Annotated in this window: 21 protein-coding genes; 10 read left to right on the forward strand and 11 right to left on the reverse strand. The window is 65.9% G+C overall.

Going from position 1 to position 19,099, the window contains the following annotated elements; all coding sequences use genetic code 11:
• The 3 genes from ACKAE7_RS12620 to ACKAE7_RS12630 form a co-directional block, all read left to right on the forward strand.
• Window positions 1–899: DUF6986 family protein (locus ACKAE7_RS12620; RefSeq protein WP_408979369.1), on the forward strand; the 899-nt coding region annotated here is incomplete at its 5' end.
• A gap of 16 nt (window positions 900–915) precedes the next feature.
• Window positions 916–1,728 (forward strand): bifunctional allantoicase/(S)-ureidoglycine aminohydrolase, encoded by an 813-nt coding sequence (locus ACKAE7_RS12625; RefSeq protein ID WP_408979370.1) that lies wholly within the window; start codon window positions 916–918, stop codon window positions 1,726–1,728.
• A 96-nt stretch (window positions 1,729–1,824) separates the two neighbouring features.
• Window positions 1,825–2,970 (forward strand): serine hydrolase, encoded by a 1,146-nt coding sequence (locus ACKAE7_RS12630; protein ID WP_191036418.1) that lies wholly within the window; start codon window positions 1,825–1,827, stop codon window positions 2,968–2,970.
• A gap of 29 nt (window positions 2,971–2,999) precedes the next feature.
• Here ACKAE7_RS12630 and ACKAE7_RS12635 read toward each other — a convergent pair whose 3' ends face one another.
• Window positions 3,000–4,181: a zinc-dependent alcohol dehydrogenase gene (locus ACKAE7_RS12635; protein WP_188813015.1), complete on the reverse strand. Its 1,182-nt coding sequence runs from the start codon at window positions 4,179–4,181 to the stop codon at window positions 3,000–3,002.
• A 169-nt stretch (window positions 4,182–4,350) separates the two neighbouring features.
• Between ACKAE7_RS12635 and ACKAE7_RS12640 the strand changes: the two genes are divergently transcribed.
• On the forward strand, window positions 4,351–4,599 hold the full coding sequence (locus ACKAE7_RS12640) for a hypothetical protein (protein WP_190614255.1): 249 nt from the start codon (window positions 4,351–4,353) through the stop codon (window positions 4,597–4,599).
• A gap of 10 nt (window positions 4,600–4,609) precedes the next feature.
• Here ACKAE7_RS12640 and ACKAE7_RS12645 read toward each other — a convergent pair whose 3' ends face one another.
• The 3 genes from ACKAE7_RS12645 to ACKAE7_RS12655 all read right to left on the reverse strand — a co-directional run bounded on the left by ACKAE7_RS12645 (window position 4,610) and on the right by ACKAE7_RS12655 (window position 7,539).
• Window positions 4,610–5,329, reverse strand: a complete 720-nt coding sequence (locus ACKAE7_RS12645; RefSeq protein WP_408979371.1) for an HAD family hydrolase — start codon at window positions 5,327–5,329, stop codon at window positions 4,610–4,612.
• On the reverse strand, window positions 5,329–5,619 hold the full coding sequence (locus tag ACKAE7_RS12650) for a hypothetical protein (RefSeq protein WP_104189536.1): 291 nt from the start codon (window positions 5,617–5,619) through the stop codon (window positions 5,329–5,331). The genes ACKAE7_RS12645 and ACKAE7_RS12650 overlap by 1 nt, the downstream gene beginning before the upstream one ends.
• A gap of 111 nt (window positions 5,620–5,730) precedes the next feature.
• Window positions 5,731–7,539, reverse strand: coding sequence for a glycoside hydrolase family 15 protein (locus ACKAE7_RS12655; protein WP_190614279.1), 1,809 nt, complete (start codon window positions 7,537–7,539; stop codon window positions 5,731–5,733).
• A 61-nt stretch (window positions 7,540–7,600) separates the two neighbouring features.
• On the opposite strand from ACKAE7_RS12655, the gene ACKAE7_RS12660 reads away from it, so the two are divergent.
• Entirely contained in the window at window positions 7,601–8,332 is a 732-nt protein-coding gene (locus ACKAE7_RS12660; RefSeq protein ID WP_408979372.1) for a DUF72 domain-containing protein, read from the forward strand.
• 65 nt (window positions 8,333–8,397) lie between these two features.
• Window positions 8,398–9,498, forward strand: a complete 1,101-nt coding sequence (locus ACKAE7_RS12665) for an App1 family protein (RefSeq protein WP_188813007.1) — start codon at window positions 8,398–8,400, stop codon at window positions 9,496–9,498.
• On the opposite strand, the gene ACKAE7_RS12670 is transcribed toward ACKAE7_RS12665, so the two are convergent.
• Complete coding sequence (locus ACKAE7_RS12670; protein ID WP_408979373.1) at window positions 9,495–11,072, reverse strand: glycoside hydrolase family 1 protein; 1,578 nt, start codon at window positions 11,070–11,072, stop codon at window positions 9,495–9,497. The two genes, ACKAE7_RS12665 and ACKAE7_RS12670, sit on opposite strands and share 4 nt — an antisense overlap.
• A gap of 147 nt (window positions 11,073–11,219) precedes the next feature.
• Here ACKAE7_RS12670 and ACKAE7_RS12675 point away from each other — a divergent pair, with 147 nt between their 5' ends.
• Window positions 11,220–12,629: an AAA family ATPase gene (locus ACKAE7_RS12675; RefSeq protein WP_408979374.1), complete on the forward strand. Its 1,410-nt coding sequence runs from the start codon at window positions 11,220–11,222 to the stop codon at window positions 12,627–12,629.
• Between the two features lie 27 nt (window positions 12,630–12,656).
• On the opposite strand, the gene ACKAE7_RS12680 is transcribed toward ACKAE7_RS12675, so the two are convergent.
• The 3 genes from ACKAE7_RS12680 to ACKAE7_RS12690 form a co-directional block, all read right to left on the reverse strand.
• The gene (locus ACKAE7_RS12680) at window positions 12,657–13,034 is read right to left on the reverse strand and encodes a hypothetical protein (protein WP_188813056.1); all 378 of its coding nucleotides are present in this window, start codon (window positions 13,032–13,034) and stop codon (window positions 12,657–12,659) included.
• Window positions 13,035–13,141: 107 nt separating this feature from the next.
• Window positions 13,142–13,465 (reverse strand): J domain-containing protein, encoded by a 324-nt coding sequence (locus ACKAE7_RS12685; RefSeq protein ID WP_408979375.1) that lies wholly within the window; start codon window positions 13,463–13,465, stop codon window positions 13,142–13,144.
• 110 nt (window positions 13,466–13,575) lie between these two features.
• Window positions 13,576–14,001 (reverse strand): HSP20 family small heat-shock protein, encoded by a 426-nt coding sequence (locus tag ACKAE7_RS12690; protein ID WP_190614276.1) that lies wholly within the window; start codon window positions 13,999–14,001, stop codon window positions 13,576–13,578.
• Window positions 14,002–14,139: 138 nt separating this feature from the next.
• Between ACKAE7_RS12690 and ACKAE7_RS12695 the strand changes: the two genes are divergently transcribed.
• Window positions 14,140–14,460, forward strand: a complete 321-nt coding sequence (locus ACKAE7_RS12695) for a MerR family transcriptional regulator (RefSeq protein ID WP_190614242.1) — start codon at window positions 14,140–14,142, stop codon at window positions 14,458–14,460.
• Window positions 14,461–14,517: 57 nt separating this feature from the next.
• Here the strand turns inward: ACKAE7_RS12695 and ACKAE7_RS12700 are convergent, their stop codons facing one another.
• Window positions 14,518–15,318 (reverse strand): phosphatase PAP2 family protein, encoded by an 801-nt coding sequence (locus ACKAE7_RS12700; protein ID WP_408979376.1) that lies wholly within the window; start codon window positions 15,316–15,318, stop codon window positions 14,518–14,520.
• A 78-nt stretch (window positions 15,319–15,396) separates the two neighbouring features.
• On the opposite strand from ACKAE7_RS12700, the gene ACKAE7_RS12705 reads away from it, so the two are divergent.
• Window positions 15,397–16,518, forward strand: a complete 1,122-nt coding sequence (locus ACKAE7_RS12705; RefSeq protein ID WP_408979377.1) for a DNA alkylation repair protein — start codon at window positions 15,397–15,399, stop codon at window positions 16,516–16,518.
• 3 nt (window positions 16,519–16,521) lie between these two features.
• On the opposite strand, the gene ACKAE7_RS12710 is transcribed toward ACKAE7_RS12705, so the two are convergent.
• Complete coding sequence (locus tag ACKAE7_RS12710) at window positions 16,522–17,394, reverse strand: NAD(P)-dependent oxidoreductase (protein WP_191036421.1); 873 nt, start codon at window positions 17,392–17,394, stop codon at window positions 16,522–16,524.
• A gap of 34 nt (window positions 17,395–17,428) precedes the next feature.
• On the reverse strand, window positions 17,429–18,022 hold the full coding sequence (locus ACKAE7_RS12715) for an adenylate kinase (RefSeq protein WP_408979378.1): 594 nt from the start codon (window positions 18,020–18,022) through the stop codon (window positions 17,429–17,431).
• Window positions 18,023–18,324: 302 nt separating this feature from the next.
• Here ACKAE7_RS12715 and ACKAE7_RS12720 point away from each other — a divergent pair, with 302 nt between their 5' ends.
• Window positions 18,325–19,068: a GAF and ANTAR domain-containing protein gene (locus ACKAE7_RS12720; protein ID WP_408979379.1), complete on the forward strand. Its 744-nt coding sequence runs from the start codon at window positions 18,325–18,327 to the stop codon at window positions 19,066–19,068.
• Window positions 19,069–19,099 lie beyond the last annotated feature (31 nt).

Raw genomic sequence — 19,099 nt, forward strand, 5'->3', positions numbered from 1 at the left:
CGGTTGTCGTGGCGTCAGCGGTGACAGCCTCCGTCGCGGCCGGGTCCGCTCCCCCGTTCATCGGCATCCGGTTCAAGTGCTTCGAGGCGCCCACGAGGGCCCGGGGGCTCCGGACGCTGGACCTCTTTGTCTCCGGGCTCGCAGCGGCCGGCGAACTTCCCGAGGGCCTGGTCCTGACCCTGCCCAAGGTCACCACCGTGGCCCAGGTCCAGGCCATGGATTATGCCGTGTCCCGGCTGGAAGAGGTCCACTCGCTCCCCGCCGGCCGGCTCCGCTTCGAGGTCCAGGTGGAAACCCCGCAGCTCATCCTGGGTCCGGACGGCACCTCTCCGGTGGCGCAGCTGCCGCACGCCGTCCCCGGCCGGATCAGCGGCCTGCACTACGGAACCTACGACTATTCCGCCTCCCTGCAGATCTCTGCCGAGTACCAGTCCATGGAGCACCCGGTGGCCGATTTCGCCAAGGAAGTCATGCAGCTGGCCGTCGCCGGCACTGGTATCCGGCTCTCTGACGGGTCCACCAACATCATTCCCGTGGGCGACAACGTGGAGAATGCGTGGCAGCTGCACGGCCGGCTGGTTCGCCGTTCGCTGGAGCGCGGCTTTTACCAGGGCTGGGACCTGCACCCGGCCCAGCTGCCCAGCCGGTTCGCCGCCACCTATGCCTTCTACCGGCAGGGTCTTCCTGCCGCCGCGGCCCGCCTGCGCAACTATGTGGAGCGGACCGAGGGTGGCGTCATGGATGAACCCGCCACGGCCCGCGCCCTGGCCGCATTCGTCCTCCGCGGCGTCCAGTGCGGCGCCGTCGGAGCCGATGAAGTCCAGGCGCTTGCCGGCGTCGGAATTCCGCAGCTCACTGCACTGGCGCACCCGCGGCTCGCCACCACGTCCAACTCCTAGGTAAGGATCCCTTTTCATGGGCAAGTACTATTCCCCCACCGGCGGACTGCCGCCGCAGACCCATCTGACCACCGAGCGCGCCATCGTCACCGAGGCGTACACGGTGATCCCGAAGGGCGTCATGACGGACATCGTCACCTCCAACCTGCCCGGTTTCTCGAACACCCGGTCCTGGATCATCGCCCGTCCCATCTCCGGCTTTGCCACAACGTTCTCGCAGCTCATCGTGGAGATCGGCCCGGGCGGCGGCGCCCCCAAGGCCGAATTCGAGGCCGGTGTGGAAGGCGTCATCTTCGTGACCCGCGGGAAGGTGAACCTCACCCTGGACGGTGAACTGCACCAGCTGGAGGAAGGCGGCTACGCCTATCTGGCTGCCGGTTCGGAGTGGGGCCTGGAGAACGTCTCCAACGACGTCGTGTCCTTCCACTGGATCCGCAAGGCCTACGAGCGCCTTGAGGGCTACGAGGCCAAGTCCTTCGTCACCAACGAAAAGGACGTGGAGCCGACGGCGATGCCGGACACCGACGGCGCCTGGAAGACCACCCGCTTCACGGACTCCAGCGACCTGGCCCACGACATGCAGGTGAACATCGTGACGTTCCAGCCCGGCGGCGTCATCCCGTTCCCCGAAACCCACGTCATGGAGCACGGCCTGTACGTCCTGGAAGGCAAGGCCATGTACCTGCTGAACAACGACTGGGTGGAGGTGGAGGCCGGCGACTTCATGTGGCTGCGCGCCTTCTGCCCGCAGGCCTGCTACGCCGGTGGCCCGGGCGAGTTCCGCTACCTGCTGTACAAGGACATGAACCGGCAGGTGCGCCTCACCTGACCCGCTTCCCCCTCCACCCAACTGGGTAGCGCCAAGTGTCGTTTTGGAGCTCCAAAACGACACTTAGCGCGACCTGGTTGGGGGAAAATTGGTGTCATGGGCACAATCCGGCTCCGCGGGTGGAAGCGCACTGCGGCAGCCCTGTGCGTGGTCCTGCTGGCGGGATCCTCTGCCGGCTGCATCGGCGAACCCGATCCACCGGAACCAGAGCCGCCCGCAGCCTTTGCGCTGCTGGAAGCTTTCAGCGCCCGGATGCTGGCCGAGGGCGCCCCTGCCGTCCTGATCGCCGTCAGGACCGGAACCCGCACCTGGACCCATGCCGCCGGGGTGCGGAGCTTGGACTCGGCCGAGCCCGCCACGGTGTCCGACCCCGTCCGCGTGGGCGGCATCACCGAATCCCTCATCGCAGTCTCAGTGATGAAACTTGCAGCAGAGGGCCGCCTGGACCTGGACAGCCAGGCGAGCCGCTACCTGCCCGAGTTCGGCAGCGTCCTCCATCCACCCGGTCCCGTGAGCGTCCGGCAGCTCCTGACCCACGAATCAGGGATCCCCGACTTTTCGGTCCCCCTGCTGGGGTCCGGAAGCTGGGCAGAAACGATGAACCGGCCGCTCAGCCTCGAACAGCAGTTGGCACTTGCGGCCACCGAGCCGTGGGACGGCCGGCTGGCACGGATCTTCGACTATTCCCGTTCGAACTACGCGGCGCTTGCCCTTATCGTTGAGCGGCTCCGCGGCCAGGGGATCGACGAGGTCCTGGCTGAGGACATCGCCCGCCCCCTGCGCCTGGAGTCCACCCGGCTGGGCGGTCCCCCGCCCAACGGCATGGTCCACGGATACGTCACGCTGGAAGGCAGGCGCACGGATGCCAGCATGCCGGCCTGGCAGGCGGAGTCGCCCTCCACCGGGGCTGTGTCCACGGTGGAGGAAGTGAACACGTTCTACGCCGCACTGCTGCAGGGCAGGCTGCTGCCCCCGGACAGCGTGACGGCCATGAAGGGCGGCTACTCGCAGTACTACGGCTTTGCCCTGCGGCGCTGGAACAACACCTGCAACAACCGCTTTTACTACGGCCTGCCCGGTGATACCGACGGCTATGGAATGATCGCCATGACCAGCGAGGACGGCAGGAGCCAGCTGGCGATCTCCCTCGCCTACCCTCCGGCACCGCCCACCCTTGAGGCCAACCCCCTGATCCATGAGATGCAGGACGTGGCACAGGAAGCCCTCAACAGCCTGTGCTGAGGGCTTCCTGCAGGCTTTCTGCTGGAGGGTCAGGCTCCCGGGTTGAGGACCACCTTGATGCAGCCGTCCTCTTTCTTCTGGAACTTTTCGTACAGGGCGGGCGCGCCTTCCAGCCCCGAGCGGTGGGTGACCAGGTCCATTACACCGAGCGGATCGGCGTCGTCCTCTACCAGGGGCAGGAGGTCGTCAGTCCAGCGGCGCACGTTGCACTGCCCCATCCTGACCTGGATCTGCTTGTCAAACATGGTCAGCAGGGGCATTGGGCTGGCCTGGCCGCCGTAGACGCCGCTCAGGGAAAGCGTGCCGCCGCGCCGGACGGCGTCGATGGACGTGTGGAGCGCGGCGAGGCGGTCCACCCCGGCGGTCTCCATCGCCTTCTGCGCAAGCTTGTCAGGCAGGAGCCCGAGGGCCTGGTGGGCGAAGCCCGCTACAGGGGAACCGTGGGCCTCCATTCCGACGGCGTCCACCACCGCGTCCGGGCCCCTTCCGGCTGTCATCTCCCGCAACTGGTCCGCCACGCCCTTGCCGTAATCGAGGGTTTCCACGCCGTGCCGCTCCGCCATCGCGCGGCGTTCGGGGACCGGGTCCACGCCAATGACGCGGAGCCCCCGCTGCACACCGATCCGGCTGGCAAACTGGCCTACCGGGCCCAGCCCGAACACGGCAAGGGTGCCGCCGGCCGGGGTGTCCGCGTATTCCACTGCCTGCCAGGCTGTGGGGAGGATGTCCGAGAGGAACAGGTACCGCTCGTCCGGGAGCTCTGTTCCCACTTTCACCGGGCCGTAATCGGCGTGCGGCACGCGCAGGTACTCGGCCTGGCCGCCGGGAACGGACCCGTAAAGCTCGGAATAACCGAAGAGGGCTGCGCCTGAACCCTTGCTCTTGACCTGGGTGGTTTCGCACTGCGACTGCAGTCCCTGGCTGCACATATAACAGTTGCCACAGGAGATGTTGAAAGGTATCACCACGCGGTCGCCCTTGCGCAGGTTGGTGACGGCGCTACCCACCTCTTCCACGATGCCCATCGGTTCGTGGCCGATCACGTCGCCTTTATGCATGTACGGCCCCAGGACCTCGTACAGGTGCAGGTCAGAGCCGCAGATGGCCGTCGAGGTGATGCGGACAATGGCGTCGGTGGGTTCCTGGATTACGGGATCAGGTACTTCTTCCACGCTTACCGAGCGTTTTCCTTGCCAGGTCAGAGCTTTCACGATTCGCCTTCCGGTGGTGTTGCCTTTAGTCCGGGCCAGAGCCCATCACTCGACGGTATCGGCTCCGGCAGAAAAAAGTAAGCAAGCTGACTAAACTCTTGTCCTTGTGGCCCTGGGCTTCTAGCGTAGGAAGGGCCAGATCCCAGGAAACGCGTGAAAGAGGAACGCCATGACGCTCTACCAGCCGGAACCGGTCGAGATCTCCACCCGCATGCGGCCCGGCGAGTGGACGGAGGAGAGCCTGGAGGCGCTCGTTGGCACGTACCACGCCCGGATCATGGAGATGGGCGCCAACATGGCGGAAGTGAGCACGGACATTGAGCGGAACGACGACGGGTCCGTCAAGGTGGCCGTGGTGTGGAACAAGCCTGCGAACGCGGGCGACGAGGACGCCGTCACCGGCGGGCAAGCGGTCTGAGCCGGGCGCCTCAGTACGGTCCTTCTGTCCTGGTGAACAGCGGGCCAAGGGCGCTTGAGGTCAGGTTCCGCAGGAGGTCCCGCGGCCCTTCGTAAACCTCCACTGCGCCTGCATCCCGGAGTTCAGCGGCATTGATTCCCCCGCATGTCACGGCGATCGCCGGGATTCCCAGGGCTGCCGCGGCCATCATGTCCCACACGGCGTCCCCGATATAGACGGCTTCTGCAGCCTGAACGTCAATTGCCTCCAGTGCGGCCACAAGGATGTCCGGGGCGGGCTTGCTGTTTTTTGCGTCATTGGCGCTGGTTGCGCCGTCGATGAAGGCGTCGGCATCCAGGATGGACTTCATCACATCCAGGTCTTTCCTGCGCGCCGAGGAGGCCAGCGCCACAGCCAGACCTCCGCTATGGCACTGGCCCAGCAGGTCCTTGGCCCCGTCAAAGGCCCGGAGGGACGGCCAGTGGGACGCGTACAGCGCCCCGTGGCTGGCCAGGATCTCCGGATCGAGGGACCGGTCGCGCCCTTCGGGCAGAAGGCTGTCCACCAGGCGGTCCCCGCCCATGCCCACATGGTGGTGGATGGTGGCCATCGGGATGTCGTAGCCCTGCTGCCGGAAGGCTCCCCACCAGGCGACCGTATGGATATAGGACGAGTCGATCAGGGTGCCGTCAACGTCAAAAAGAACCCCCCGGCGTCGTCCGCCAGGGGGTACAGGGCTGAGGGGTGCCATCAGCTGACCGCTGCCCGCTTTGCAGCCGGCGCCTTCTTCTGGCGGGCCGCCTCTTCCTTGGCAGAACTTACGGGGCGGACGCGTTCCCGAAGGACCGTTCCTGCGCCGTCGTGGCTCTTGTCCCGGATCAGCCCTGTCCCTGCAATTTCCCGCGCCATCGCCACGCCGGCAACAGCGGCCCTTTTTGTGGGAAAGGTGACCGAGATGGCCATGAGGCTCCCGGCTCCATCCAGCATCCGCACCCTGTAACCGCCGTCAGGCGCATCCACAAGCTCAAAATACCCGGCCATTCGTATCACTCCTCCATCAGTCACCGCGTTGTGCTTTGTCAGGAGCACTGAGGTGTTAGTAAGTATACTTATCTGTTCTGCGAAGGAGAAGCCACCCCTGGCCGCGCCGCCTCAGCACGGTCCCGCCGTCTCCGGCGGAATGGGGGTGTCACTTCGCCGAACCGTATCCTGATGCAGCTCCAGGGCGCTAGTCACAAGCGCAAAGTGGCTGAAGGCCTGCGGTGTGTTGCCCAGCTGCCGGCCCGCCTTCACGGCCCATTCCTCACTCAGCAGCCCCACGTCGTTCCGCAGTTCCAGCAGCCGTTCGAAGAGCTCCCGGGATTCCTCGTGCCGGCCCGCCCCCAGGAGCGCCTCCACCAGCCAGAAGGAGCAGGCAAGGAAGACGCCCTCATCCCCCGGCAGGCCGTCGTCGCTCTCTTCGGGGCGGTAACGCAGCACGAACCCGTCCTCGGTAAGTTCGCGCTGGATGGCATCGATGGTGCCGATGACCCGTGGATCGTCCGGGGGCAGGAAGCCGACGCGCGGGATCAGGAGGAGGCTGGCATCGAGTTCCGGCCGGCCATAGGCCTGGACAAACGTGTTGCGGTCGGCGTCAAACCCGTTGGCCATAACGTCCCGGTGGATGGTGTCCCGCAGCCGCTCCCAGCGGTCCACCGGCCCCGGCAGCCCGGACTCGCGGACGCCCTTGACCATCCGGTCCGCAGCTACCCAGGCCATCACTTTGGAGTGCGTGAAATGGCGGCGGGGCCCGCGCATCTCCCACAGCCCGTTGTCCGGCTGGTCCCAGATTTTCTCAAGGTGCTCCATCAGGGAAAGCTGGACGTCCCATGATTCATCCGGATGCGTCAGCAGCGAATTCCGGGTCAGGGCGAGGCAGTCCAGCACCTCGCCCCACACGTCGAGCTGCAGCTGCTCGGCTGCCCCGTTGCCGATGCGCACCGGGGACGAATTTTCATAGCCCTTCAGCCACGGCAGCTCCATCTCCGGCAGGCGGCGCTCGCCGTGGATGCCGTACATGATCTGCAGGTCGGCGGGGTCGCCGGCCACCGCGCGGAGGAGCCAGTCCCGCCAGGCCGCCGCTTCGGCCGTGTAGCCGGCTGCCATGAGGGCCTGCAGCGTCATGGTGGCGTCCCGCAGCCAGCAGTACCGGTAGTCCCAGTTGCGCGGACCGCCCAGTTGCTCGGGCAGGGACGTGGTCACGGCCGCCACGATGCCGCCGGTGGGGGCGTACGTCAGCGCTTTCAGGGTCACCAGGGAGCGAACCACGGCGTCCTGGTACTTCCCTTTGACGGTGCATTGGGATGCCCAGCCGCGCCAGAAGGCCGATGTGGTGCCAAGGACTTCTTCAGCGTCCACGCTGTGCGGCCGGCCCACGTGGCTTGGCGCCCACGTGAGGACGAACGGGACGCGCTCCCCGGCGCTGACGGTGAAGTCACTGATGGTGTGCATGTTCTCGCCGTGGAGGGGCGCCGGTGTCACCAGGTAGACGGCGTCCGGGCCGGCGATGGCGTGCATGCCCAGGTTGTCCTTGCGGACCCAGGGAATAATGTGGCCGTAGTCAAAGCGGAGCACCAGCTCGCTGTGCATCCGCACGCTCCCGCTGACGCCAACAACAATACGGACGATGTCCGCCACGGAGTCGCGGGGCGGCATGAAATCGATGACGCGCACGGTTCCTTCGGGTGTTTCCCACTCCGTCTCCAGCACCAGGGTGCCGTCGCGGTAGCCCCGGCGAGTGCACTGCCCGCCGCCCTCGGGTGCCAGCAGCCAGCGCCCTGCGTCAGGGGTGTCCAGCAAGGCGTTGAAGCATGCCGGGGAATCGAACCGTGGCAGGCACAGCCAATCGATGGAGCCTTCCTTGCTGATCAAGGCCCCCGTTTGAAGGTCGCCAACAACTGCATAATCCTCAATGCGCGCCATGTCCTTACCCTGCCACAGTCCGCCCCGCGGTGATGGGCACGATTCGATGTAGCCTGCAGTCATGGCAGTCCACATCGGCACCTCCGGCTGGAGCTACGACCATTGGGAGAACGTCCTCTATACGCCCGGGCTCCCCGCGAAGGACCGGCTCCATCAGTACGTTGCCCGGTTCGGCACCGTCGAGCTCAACGCCAGCTTCTACCGATGGCCCCGGGACACCACGTTTGCGGGCTGGAACCGGCGCTTGCCTCATGGCTTCGGCATGTCGGTCAAGGCTCCGCGCGGCCTGACCCACGCCCGGAAGCTGTACCAGCCGGAGGTGTGGGTGGAGCGCATTGAACGGTGCTGGCACGAGCTCGGCGACAAGCGGGCGGTCCTGCTGGTCCAGCTGCCGCCCGGCATGGAACGCGACGACGCCCGGCTGGACTACTTCCTGGCCAGAATCCCGGAATGGATCCGGGTGGCTGTGGAGTTCCGGCACCCCAGCTGGGATTGCGGCGACGTCTACGCAGTGCTGGAGCGGCACCAGGCCGCCTACTGCATCATGAGCGGCGCCAACCTCCCCTGCATCCTGCGCACGACTGCCCCGTTCACGTACGTGCGGCTGCACGGGCCCGACCACCAGCACCTCTACGCCGGCTCCTACTCGGACGCCGACCTGCACTGGTGGGCAGACCGGATCCGGGAGTGGTCCGGCAGCGGCCTGGACGTCTATGCCTATTTCAATAACGACGGCGGCGGCCACGCCGTGCGCAACGCTGAGACCCTGCGCTGGATCCTTGGGGAAGGGTGACGTCACGGAAGAACGGCAAGGTCCAGGGTAGCTACGCGTGGTTCAGCCTGTGGCAGAGTGGTTCCATGGACACGGCCCCCCAGACCCCGCCACAGAACGCAGCTACAGCACCTGACCCGGACGGGAAGTCACAGCTCTCCGGCAACACGGTGTTCAAGCTTGCCCACCGGATTTCCGACGGCGTCAACGGTGTGCGCATCCAGCTGGCCAAACGCTGGAAGTTCGTGCCGCAGACCATTGCCTACCAGGGCTATGGATCAACCAGCCTGGTGCGCGTCCTGGGACGGGTCCTGCTGACGCAGAAGCCCATGCCGGGGAGCAAGGCAGAGCACGCTGCGCAGAACGGCAACCAGAATGTGCGTGGATGGCGGGCCTTCACGAGCGTTCCCCTGCAGTTCACCGACGTCGAAATCACCATCGGCGATGTTGTCACCCACGTCCGGGCGGACAGGGGCGGGCTGATCGACACGGAAGTCAGCGTCCAACTGGAGCCCGGCTGGCACACCGCGGTCCTGCGCGCCGAGGGCACCGAGCCCGTCGAGGCCAGGATCAGGGTCATCGCACCGGACGTGAAGTTCGGGATTGTGTCCGATATTGATGACACCGTCATGGTGACGGCCCTGCCCCGGCCGTTCCTGGCACTGTGGAACACCTTCGTGCTGAGCGAGCGGGCCCGTATGGCAACGCCCGGTATGGCTGTCCTGCTGGACCGGCTCACGGTGGAACATCCGGACGCACCGGTGATCTACCTTTCCACCGGCCCGTGGAACGCCGCACCCACGCTGGCACGCTTCCTGACCCGCAACATGTATCCGTCCGGGGCGCTGCTGCTGACGGATTGGGGCCTTACGCAGGACCGGTGGTTCCGCAGCGGCCAGGACCACAAGCACCGGAACCTGAAGCGCCTCGCCAAGGAATTCCCGGACATGCAGTGGCTCCTGATCGGCGACAACGGCCAGCATGACGAAGCCATCTACTCCGGCTTCTCGCAGGAGCACCCGGACAAGGTAGCAGCGATCGCCATCCGCCAACTGTCCGTCAGCGAATCGGTATTCGCCGGCGGCCACTCCGAGGACGGGGACCATACCGCGTCCCAGGTTCCGTGGATCTACTCCCCGGACGGCGCCGGCATCGCCAAACAGCTCACGGCCCTGGACCTGCTCTAGGCGCTGGCACCCACGGCGGGAACGTCGTCGTCGGGCATCTCACTGCCCAACGCTCCTGCGCCAAGGACCTCGACGTCCATGGCGCCACCCACCATGGCCTCTGCGATCGCAGAGCCTGCCGCGGCGGCCAGGTCACGCTCCTCGATGAGTTCCTGGAGCCAGAAGTAGGAAGCTTTTGGCGTCCGTTCCAGTGTTTCGAAGTCCACGTGCAGGAGGCCAAAGGGCTGGTTGTACCCGGCGGACCATTCGAAGTTGTCCAGGAGCGACCACACGTAGTAGCCCCGAAGGTCAACCGATGCAGCCTCCCCGCCCGGGGCAGTAGCCTTCAGGGCGGCCTCCAGATGGTCCGAGAGGTACTTGAGCCGCCGCTCATCCGGAATGAACTTGGTATTGGTGGACTTGTCCCGGACGATGATGTCCTCGAAGCTGGCACCGCCCTCGGTGAGGATGACCGGCGGAAGGTTGGGGTAGCGTTCGCCCATCTCCTTCAGGGCCACGGCCATGTACTCGGGCTTCACCGGCCAGCCGTAGGAAGTAATGTCCGCCTCGGGCCAGGTTTCCACGTGGAACGGTGTTCCGCCGTTGCCGGCCGCGCTCAGGTCGCTGCCCATGGCTTCGGCCATGCTGGCGGGCACTGCTCCCCCGCCCGGCCCTACCGCCACTTTGGTGGGCATGTAGTAGTTGAGCCCGTAGAAGTCCAGCGGCTGGGAAATAAGTTCCATGTCCTCGTCCGGGTGTTCGAAGGAGCTGAAGAACTTGGCCGCCCGGATCAGGTCCGGGTATTTTCCGGTCAGCACCGGGTCTGCGTACAGCCTGTTCTGGGCCAGGTCCATCAGCCCGGCGCTGATCCTGTCCAGCGGGTTGATGGAATTGGGCACCATGGGTGAGTAGACGTTGGTCATGCCGATCTCCCCAGGCACCTTGGCGGCGCGCAGGGCCTCGACGGCGAGGCCGTGCCCCAGCAGCTGGTGGTGCACAGTCGGGAACGCCCCCATCATCAGTTCCTTGCCAGGTGAGTGCAGGCCGAGCGTGTAGCCGTTGGTGCTGACCGTGGCAGGTTCGTTGATGGTCACCCAGCGCGCCACCCTGTCGCCGAATTCCTCCGCCAGGATGGCAGCGTATTCGCCCAGGCGGTAGGCGGTGTCCCGGTTCATCCAGCCGCCGGCGTCGTCCAGCGTCAGGGGGGTGTCCCAGTGGTAGATGGTGGCCATGGGGGAAATGCCGTTGGCCAGCAGTTCGTCCAGGAGCCTGTCGTAGAAGGCCAGGCCGGCGCGGTTGGCCGGCCCGCGCCCGGTCGGCTGGATGCGCGGCCACGCGAAGGAGAACCGGTAGGAGTCCACGCCGAGCTGCTTCATGAGCGCAACGTCCTGGGGCATGCGGTGGTAGTGGTCCGTGGCGACGACGGGGCTGTGGTTTTCCACGATGGCGCCATCCTTGGCCGCGAAGACATCCCAGCCCGCGGGGCCCCGCCCGTCCTCATCAAGCGCGCCCTCAATTTGGAAGGCTGCCGTGGCCACGCCCAGCGTAAATCCGGACGGGATAAGGGCAGCGAGTTCTTTGGCGGTGATGTGCATCTGCGGGCCTTTTGTAACGGAGCGTTTGTAAGTACGTAACAGGATCGCACAGCTGTGGGCGCCTGACGAGCACGGCGGTTCCCGGCTGGTCTCCCGGCAGCCCGGCAGGCCGGATGGCATGCCGGTGGGTCCTGCTAGGGTCTGTGGATGGATGAAAAACTGGGGAAGTTCATCGACGATTTCGCTGCACTTGTGCAGCTGGCACAGGCTGGCAACCACAAGGCAACGGCGGGTACGCAACTGCTTGAGGCGCTGACGGAGCATCTGGGGCTGCCGGCCGAAAAACTCGCCGTGGTGGAAGAACAGATTCCGCCCCACCGGTTTGTGGATGCGGACATCGTCCTGGCTGAACTCGCAGCCACGGATCCCCAGGGCAGGCTCGTGGGCATCGGCGGCGGAGGCCAGCGCCACCATGCATCCCTCAGCGACATGGTGCAGCAGTCACAGCTTTTCCCCCAGTTTCCGCTCGCCCAGCCGGACTTCGTGAACATGGCAGTTGGCCCTGACACGCAGCGCCAGGCCGTGGCATTTGGGTTGCGGCTTTTTTCGTACGACGGCGGTAGCCTTGCGGTTCTGCAGCGGGCCGCGGATCCGCGCGCCGGGAGGCAGTCCGCGGCACTTGAGCTGGTGGCTGGAACCGCAGAAAGCGGCGCCGCGTTCCTGGCGGAGTACCGCCGGCGGATGGACAGCCAGAGCGTCCTCCAGGGCCAGGTCATTTCATTGACCATGGGAGAGTACGGACCCAGCAGCGGCGGGGTGACCTTTCACCATAGGCCCCGGCTCAAGGAACAGGAGGTGGTCCTTCCGTCCGGGCTGCTGCAGAAGGTGGCCGGCCATGTGGTCGGTATTGCCAGCCACCGGCAGTCACTCAGGGAGCATGGACAGCACCTCAAGCGCGGCGTCCTGCTCTACGGGCCGCCTGGAACGGGTAAAACCCACACCGTCCGTTACCTCTTGGGCCAGGGCGGGGGCACCACGGCGATCCTGCTCTCCGGCGGTTCCCTCGCCCGTATTTCCGAGGCGGCCCGGATAGCCAGGGCACTGCAGCCCTCCATGGTCGTCCTGGAGGACTGCGACCTCATTGCGGAGGACCGCAGCTTCGGCCACGGCCCCCAGCCGCTGCTGTTCGAGGTACTGGATGCCATGGACGGCCTGGACGAGGACGCGGACGTCGCCTTTGTGCTCACCACAAACCGGCCGGACCTACTTGAACGGGCACTGGCCCAGCGTCCCGGCCGCGTGGACCTGGCCGTGGAAATTCCCCTCCCCGCAGTCGCCGAACGCACTGGCCTTCTCCGGCTTTACAGCAGGCATGCTGCCTTCAGTCCGCAGGCCCTGCAGTCTGCCGCGGAACGGACCGCCGGCACCACGGCGTCCTTCGCACGTGAGCTGGTCCGGCGCGCGGTGTTGACCGCTGCCGCAGCGGATGAGGCCGTGGCTGACGCCCACCTGTATGCCGCAGTGGACGAGCTAATGGCGGACGCCGAGTCCCTGACCCGCAGCCTGCTCGGAAGCGCTGCCGGAACGTTGCCGGCGCAAAGCCACGGCCAGCAGTAACCCTGGACTGCCGGTCCGCCTCTGAAGTTACTGGGAGCCGAACAGGAACTCCTTGGCGTGGGCTACCGCTTTCCGGAAGGCGTCGTTCCGGAGCGTCGCCAGGTGCTCGGTTTCCCCCTCAGCAGGTTCCAGGTAGCCCGTATAGCCGGGCCGCAGCACCCAGATGTCGCCTCCGGGCGGAAGGTAGAACACGCCAAAGGACCGCTGCTGCTTCTCATCCGTAGTCCATACCGGCACAACGGCAAGGGCTGCGCCCGTGGCGGGGTTGATCCATTGCGCACGGGGCAGCGGCTGCTCATGCGCTTCAGGGTCCAGGAAGGGAGCAGTTCCGGCACCCCAGCGCTGTTCAAAGCGCTCGTGGAATGCCGGAATCAGGTGTGAATCGTATCGGCGCCAGTCGCTCATCCGGTTCTCCGCCTCCTCGCGGTGTTGTTGTTGTGTTCCATTTCCCGTTCCGTTCCCCGCGGGACGCAGTGCCAGGACCGGTGCCAGGACCAGTGCCGGGACCGCTGTCAGGCCCAGGGCCCGCTTTCCCACCGCACCGGCGTGATCCTCATGATGGGGTCCGGGGAACCGCCGGGGCTGCGGACCTTCCGGACGGGAACGGGCTGTCCGGCAGCTGCGGCCCGTTGCTTGTCATAGGCGGCGCGCCGCCCAGGATCCCGGAGGACGTTGTAGGCCTGCATGATCATCAGAAGCTCACCTTCCGGGGAGGTACCGCCGTCGACATCCGGGTGGTGGCTGCGCATCAGGGCCCGGTAGGCGCGCGAAATTTCCTGTTGAGTGGCGTGCGGCTGGACCCGCAGGGTGTCGTAGTAGTCGGGGCTTGATGTCATGGTGGCCTTTTCCGCTCCGCCGGCGTCCGCATCCGGGCGCGGACGCCGCCCAGAAAAGAATGCCGGGCGCGGGCAACCGTGAAGTGGTTCCCCGCGCCGGCCGGCTGTGGCTAGGTTCCGATCTGGTGCTTCTCGCTCTCCTGGGTCTGGATCTCGATCCTGCGCGGCTTCGCCTTTTCAGCCACCGGTATCCGCAGGGTCAGGACGCCCTGGTCGTAGCTGGCCTTGATGTTGTCAGTGTCCAGCGTGTCACCAAGGATCAGCTGCCGGCTGAAGACGCCGCGGGGACGTTCGGAGGCCACCAGTTCCACGTTGGGCTGGGTGGGGTCCTTGCGCTCCGCCCTGACGGTGAGGACGTTGCGTTCAACGTTCAGGTCCAGGGAATCCATCTTCACGCCGGGCAGGTCGAAGGCCACCACAAACTCGCCATTTTCCTGCCAGGCGTCCATGGGCATGGCAGCCGGCCGGGCGGCGGTTCCAAAGACCTGCTGCGTGAGCCGGTCCAGCTCACGGAACGGGTCCGTGCGCATCAACATCATTTCCCACTCCTTCAGCTTCAGTAGGTGTTCACCTGTGCCAATATCCACCGTGTTTAATCTATGGTGGTGGATATAGATTTTTTATAGCACCCGTGGGAAACTGAAGCAAGACCCCGGACGGATACTGGAGAACTGATGGCGGAACAGGACGCGGGACGGGAAACCGGCCCCAGGAGCAACCGCGCGCTGTACGCCATCTCCGTGGCGGCGAAGCTGGCTGGAACAGGCCAGCAGAACATCCGGCTCTACGAGACCAAGGGCCTGCTGACGCCGTCGCGGACGTCCGGCGGCACCCGCCAGTACAGTGATGACGACATCGCTGTCCTGCTGCGGATCGGCGAGCTCCTGGAACAGGGCCTCAACCTCGCGGGCGTGGCCAAGGTGCTGGAACTTGAGGCGGCCAACAACAAGCTGCACCGCGCCCTTAAGAGGGCCAGGTCCCGGCCGCCGGGCTGAGGGGCCGGGCTGAGGGGCCGAGCTGGCGGCCAGTGAACAGTTCAGTTCCGGAGCCAGTCAATCCTGGGGCAAGTCCGCCTTGGACATTTCACCGGTGATCCGCTCCCCGGGAACACGGGCGGTGCGCCACGTGTCCAGGGCAATGACCCCGCCCAGGATGATGAGGGAGAGGGACAATGAAGCGAGGGCGTCGCTGAGCCAGTGGTACCCCAGGTACAGCCTGCTCAGGGCGGCAAGCACAATGCCGATCCCCGCTCCCACGAAACCGAGAACGGCCGCTTTGGTGTTGCTGTGCCGGGAGAACACCAGGAAGGCACCAACCAGGAGGAAGTCGCATGCCCCCAGGACATGCCCCGACGGGAACGAAAACGTATGGTCGATCCCGAACAGCATCTGCTCCACTGGCGGCCGCGAGCGCTGGACGATCCGCAGGATGATCTGGGAAATGATGACGCCGGTGACCATCGCCGACGCCAGCAGGATGGGGCGCCAGGCGTGCTTGGCGGCGAAGCCCCACCACAGGATGACCACCAGGACAATGATGGGCAGGGCGACAGGACCGAAGACCACGGCGAGAAAAATCATGAAGGCCGTGCCGGCGTCGGACCTCATTTCCAGGAGCCAGTCGCGGACCGGCACATCTGCCGCCGAGAGGCCATCGGCCTGCAGCACACTGACCAGCGTGGCTATGAACAGCGCAACCCCCGCCACCACCAGGATGATGGCCGCCCGGTACAGCCCGCGCCGGTCGGCGGGGTCCATGTAGCGCTCCTCCACCACGAACTTGTCGTGGAAGGCCCGCCACCTGCTGTGGCTCCGGCTGGTGGTTCCGGAGCCTGCTGAATCCTGATGTCCCACTGTGATGCCCGTCCCTGCTCCGTTGAGATTTTCCTAGGGGAAGAGTATCGCGTTCCGCACTGGCGGTAGCCTGACTCCATGGGTGCGATGAACGAACTGATTGACGCTGCCGCCGTTCATTCTGCCGCGGCCATCCTCACGGAGGCCGCTCCCGTTGTGCGGTGGGCCCGGACACGCGCCACCGCCTCCCTGCTGGGGGACCTGAACCTGCGCGCCAGGACTGATCTTGTGGCCGAGGCGCTGCAGGAGGACATCCGGGGCGTTCCCGGGGCGGGATATCCGACGGCTGCGGGCAGCTTCCGTGCAGCACTGCGGTTTCCGGAGTTCACGGGCTGGATCCTGTGGCCGGTGTCAGAGGCTGCTGCCGCCCTTGCCGTTGATTCCGGCGCCGGGGAGGACTTTGACGACGCCTTGGCCCTGCTGGCGGAACTGACGCCCCGGCTCACCAGCGAATTTGCCGTCCGCCGCCTGCTGCGCCACAACCTGGACCGGGCACTGGCCGCCGCCCTGGAGTGGACGTCCCACCCGGATGAGCACGTCCGCCGCCTGGCGAGTGAGGGAACCCGCCCCTACCTGCCGTGGGCGGTGCGTGTGCCCGGCCTCGTGGAGCGGCCCGAAGCCACCCTCCCCGTCCTCACCGCGCTGTATCGGGACCCCTCGGAGTACGTGCGGCGGTCCGTGGCCAATCACCTCAATGACCTTGCCCGGCACGCACCCGGCCCCGTGGTGGCCACGGCGAAGGAGTGGCTGTCCGCAGCTGACGGCAACACGGGATGGGTGGTGCGGCATGGTCTCCGCACGCTCATCAAGAAGGGCCATCCGGAGGCACTGGAGCTGCTCGGTTTTACGCCGGCGCAGGTGGCGGTGTCCGGGCCGCACCTGGACCGGGAGGTCCTGACCCTGCCCGGCGAGCTGACGTTCTCCTTCGAGATCGCCAATACCGGCACGCGCGATGCGCGCCTGGCAGTGGATTATCTGGTCCACTACCGCAAGGCCAATGGCAGCCAGTCCGCCAAGGTTTTCAAAGTGTCAACGCTCACCCTTGCTCCGGGTGAGACGCGGAGCCTCTCCAAACGCCATGCTTTCAGGCAGATGACCACCAGGGTGCACCACCCCGGCCTGCACGCCCTGGAGCTGCAAGTCAACGGAGCGGTGCATGGGCGCGCCGAGTTCCTGCTCGAAACCGGCAGAGCCGGCTAGCAGCTAGCGTGGCGAGCCGCCTGCGGGGTCCTGCCAGTGGTCCCGCCAGGTGTGCTCGGGCTCAAAGCCGAGCAGCCGGCGTGCCTTGTCGATGGACAGCATGGTTTCGTGTTCGCCCAACTCCTTGACCACCTTGACGCCGGGGAACACTTCCGCGGCCAGGCTGGCACTTGACCGGCCCATGACGGTATCCGCGTTGGCGATGATGAACGCCTCGAATCCCGGCTTACCGTTGTCGAGGGCGCGGACCACCGCCTGGGCCCCGTCACGGCCGTCGATGTAGCCCCACAGGTTCCATTTCCGGAGGGTTGCGTCGGAGTCGAAGGAAGGGAACTTTTCGTAGTCCTCCACGTCCATGACGTTGGAGAACCGCAGCCCCACGATGCTCAGTTCCGGGTCCCAGCGCGTCAGTTCAGCGGCCATCTGCTCTTCCAGGTGCTTCACCAGGGAGTAGGTGCTTTCCGGCCGCGCCGGGTACTCCTCGTCCACAGGGATGTAGGGCGGGTCGACGTCGAACGGAAGTCCCAGCACCGTCTCGCTGGAGGCGTACACCACCTTCTTGATGCCCGCACGGCGCGCTGCCTGGAAGACGTTGTAGGTGGACAGCATGTTGTTTTCGAAGGTGGCGGCGTCGGGAATGATGCCCGGGGCGGGGATGGCACCGAGGTGTACCACGGCGTCAAAACCGTCATGCCGGTCATCCACCCCCAGCAGCACGTCCAGGACCTGGCCGTAGTTCCGCAGGTCCACCACAACCAGGCCGGGACTGCGGCTGCCTTCGCGGTCCAGGTTGAGGACCTGGTGGCCGTCCTCCGTGAGCCTGCGGACCACGTGCCGTCCAAGTTTTCCGCTACCGCCGGTGACCGCAATTCTCATCAGGTTGTCCTTTACGTTGGTGGCTTGCGCCGGTTCAGGCGCCGGGGCGCGGGGAAGCCAGGAACTTTTCGACGGCGGCGATCGCCAGTTCGGTGATGTCGCCGGGATCTCCGCTGCCGTCCACGGAAACGAGCATCCCACGGCCGGCGTAGACCGAGACTACTTCATGCGTCTCGCGGTGGTAGAGATCCAGGCGGCGCCGGAACACGTCCACGGTGTCATCCGTGCGGCCCTGCTCCGCGGCACGCCGGAGCATCCGCTGTTCCAGGACGGCGTCGGGGGCGGTCAGCTCAATGACCGCATCCAGCGCAAACCCTTGGGACACGAGCATGTTGTCCAGCTCCGCCACCTGCGGAGCCGTGCGCGGATAGCCGTCCAGCAGGAAGCCTGCCTGCAGGTCGCTGTCCTGAAGGCGGTCCTTGACCATCGCGTTGGTGAGGTGGTCCGGGACAAAATCGCCGTCGTCGAGATAGCCGGCAGCCTGGATTCCCAGCTCCGTTTCCTCGTTGACGTTGGTCCGGAAAATCTCTCCGGTGGAGAGCGTGGGGACGCCAAAGTGCCGGGCCAGGTGTTCTGCCTGCGTTCCCTTGCCGGAGCCCGGCGGACCGATGATGAGCAGCCTGGTCATGTCCTGTCCCTCTTCCTGCCCCAGCGGGGCCTGCCAGCCGCCGGTTTCGGGGGTCTGCCGCCGGGAGCACCGGCGCCTGCTTCATTCTGCCGGTAAGTCCCCGGCCGGCGCCAGAGAGCCCACACCCGCATGTGTCAAAGTGACCATGTCCCCCGCCGGAGGATGTATATACTTTTGGAAATCGGTTTAGCAGCAGGCCGTTGGAAAGTTCCTCGATCCAGCGACCTTCACAGCCTGCCCGCACCGCCGGGGGGATGCTGGAAGTTGCCGGGTTGTCCTGAGCGAATGGCACCAAAAAAACCGTGGCCAGCGAGTCAACATCAAAAACTGATACATCCATTACCGGGCACCTGCATGAACTGGTCCTCAACAGCTCTGATGTTGAGGACTTCCTCAACGAACTGGCACAGGTGTCCGCACGTAACCTTTCCGAGCCCGGCGATGAGATCATGTGCGCCATCACCCTCCTGCGGCAACGCAAGGCCGCGACCGTTGCGAGCAGCAGCCCGGATGCGAAGGCCATTGCGCACCTCGAGTACGAGTTCAGCGAAACGCCGAGCCTGACGGCGTCCGCCGCCCAGGAGAGCATTCACGTCCCAGATGCCCGCGACGACGGCCGCTGGCCCGAATACTCCTCGGCCGTGCTCGCCCAGGGCATCCGTTCCGTCCTCGCGCTGCCCTTCCAACTGGAGGGCGGGACGAAGGCTGCCCTGCTGCTGTACTCCCGCCGGCCACACCGTTTCGAGCCGCGCATCCTGGAATTCGCCGAGGACTTCGTGGGCCAGACTTCCCTGGCCCTGCGGCTGGCAGTGCGCTTTGCCCACTACAGCGAGACTGCGGCGAACCTCCGCGCCACGTTGGAGTCCCGGACGGTCATCGACATGGCCGTGGGCATCATCATGGCCCAGAACAGGTGCAGCCAGCAGGACGCCTTCGAGATCCTGAAAACGGCGTCCAGCACCCGCAACTCCAAGCTTCATGACGTTGCCGCGGCTGTGGTGAATTCGCTGGGCCAAGGGCCGGCACGCACGCACTACGACGGCTAGTTTTCACAGGCCCCTCATATATCCGGCAAAT

Source organism: Pseudarthrobacter sp. NKDBFgelt (assembly GCF_046097905.1).
Taxonomy (GTDB): Bacteria; Actinomycetota; Actinomycetes; order Actinomycetales; family Micrococcaceae; genus Arthrobacter; species Arthrobacter polychromogenes.

What these genes read in the sequence shown, in the direction of transcription:
- ACKAE7_RS12695 (WP_190614242.1), top strand. Translation starts at nt 14,140, where the DNA reads ATGGCGGAACAGGACGCGGGACGGGAAACCGGCCCCAGGAGCAACCGC.
- ACKAE7_RS12675 (WP_408979374.1), top strand. Translation starts at nt 11,220, where the DNA reads ATGGATGAAAAACTGGGGAAGTTCATCGACGATTTCGCTGCACTTGTG.
- ACKAE7_RS12665 (WP_188813007.1), top strand. Translation starts at nt 8,398, where the DNA reads ATGGACACGGCCCCCCAGACCCCGCCACAGAACGCAGCTACAGCACCT.
- ACKAE7_RS12645 (WP_408979371.1), bottom strand. Translation starts at nt 5,329, where the DNA reads ATGGCACCCCTCAGCCCTGTACCCCCTGGCGGACGACGCCGGGGGGTT.
- ACKAE7_RS12710 (WP_191036421.1), bottom strand. Translation starts at nt 17,394, where the DNA reads ATGAGAATTGCGGTCACCGGCGGTAGCGGAAAACTTGGACGGCACGTG.
- ACKAE7_RS12655 (WP_190614279.1), bottom strand. Translation starts at nt 7,539, where the DNA reads ATGGCGCGCATTGAGGATTATGCAGTTGTTGGCGACCTTCAAACGGGG.
- ACKAE7_RS12670 (WP_408979373.1), bottom strand. Translation starts at nt 11,072, where the DNA reads ATGCACATCACCGCCAAAGAACTCGCTGCCCTTATCCCGTCCGGATTT.
- ACKAE7_RS12630 (WP_191036418.1), top strand. Translation starts at nt 1,825, where the DNA reads ATGGGCACAATCCGGCTCCGCGGGTGGAAGCGCACTGCGGCAGCCCTG.
- ACKAE7_RS12715 (WP_408979378.1), bottom strand. Translation starts at nt 18,022, where the DNA reads ATGACCAGGCTGCTCATCATCGGTCCGCCGGGCTCCGGCAAGGGAACG.
- ACKAE7_RS12650 (WP_104189536.1), bottom strand. Translation starts at nt 5,619, where the DNA reads ATGGCCGGGTATTTTGAGCTTGTGGATGCGCCTGACGGCGGTTACAGG.
- ACKAE7_RS12680 (WP_188813056.1), bottom strand. Translation starts at nt 13,034, where the DNA reads ATGAGCGACTGGCGCCGATACGATTCACACCTGATTCCGGCATTCCAC.
- ACKAE7_RS12625 (WP_408979370.1), top strand. Translation starts at nt 916, where the DNA reads ATGGGCAAGTACTATTCCCCCACCGGCGGACTGCCGCCGCAGACCCAT.
- ACKAE7_RS12705 (WP_408979377.1), top strand. Translation starts at nt 15,397, where the DNA reads ATGGGTGCGATGAACGAACTGATTGACGCTGCCGCCGTTCATTCTGCC.
- ACKAE7_RS12685 (WP_408979375.1), bottom strand. Translation starts at nt 13,465, where the DNA reads ATGACATCAAGCCCCGACTACTACGACACCCTGCGGGTCCAGCCGCAC.
- ACKAE7_RS12660 (WP_408979372.1), top strand. Translation starts at nt 7,601, where the DNA reads ATGGCAGTCCACATCGGCACCTCCGGCTGGAGCTACGACCATTGGGAG.
- ACKAE7_RS12690 (WP_190614276.1), bottom strand. Translation starts at nt 14,001, where the DNA reads ATGTTGATGCGCACGGACCCGTTCCGTGAGCTGGACCGGCTCACGCAG.
- ACKAE7_RS12640 (WP_190614255.1), top strand. Translation starts at nt 4,351, where the DNA reads ATGACGCTCTACCAGCCGGAACCGGTCGAGATCTCCACCCGCATGCGG.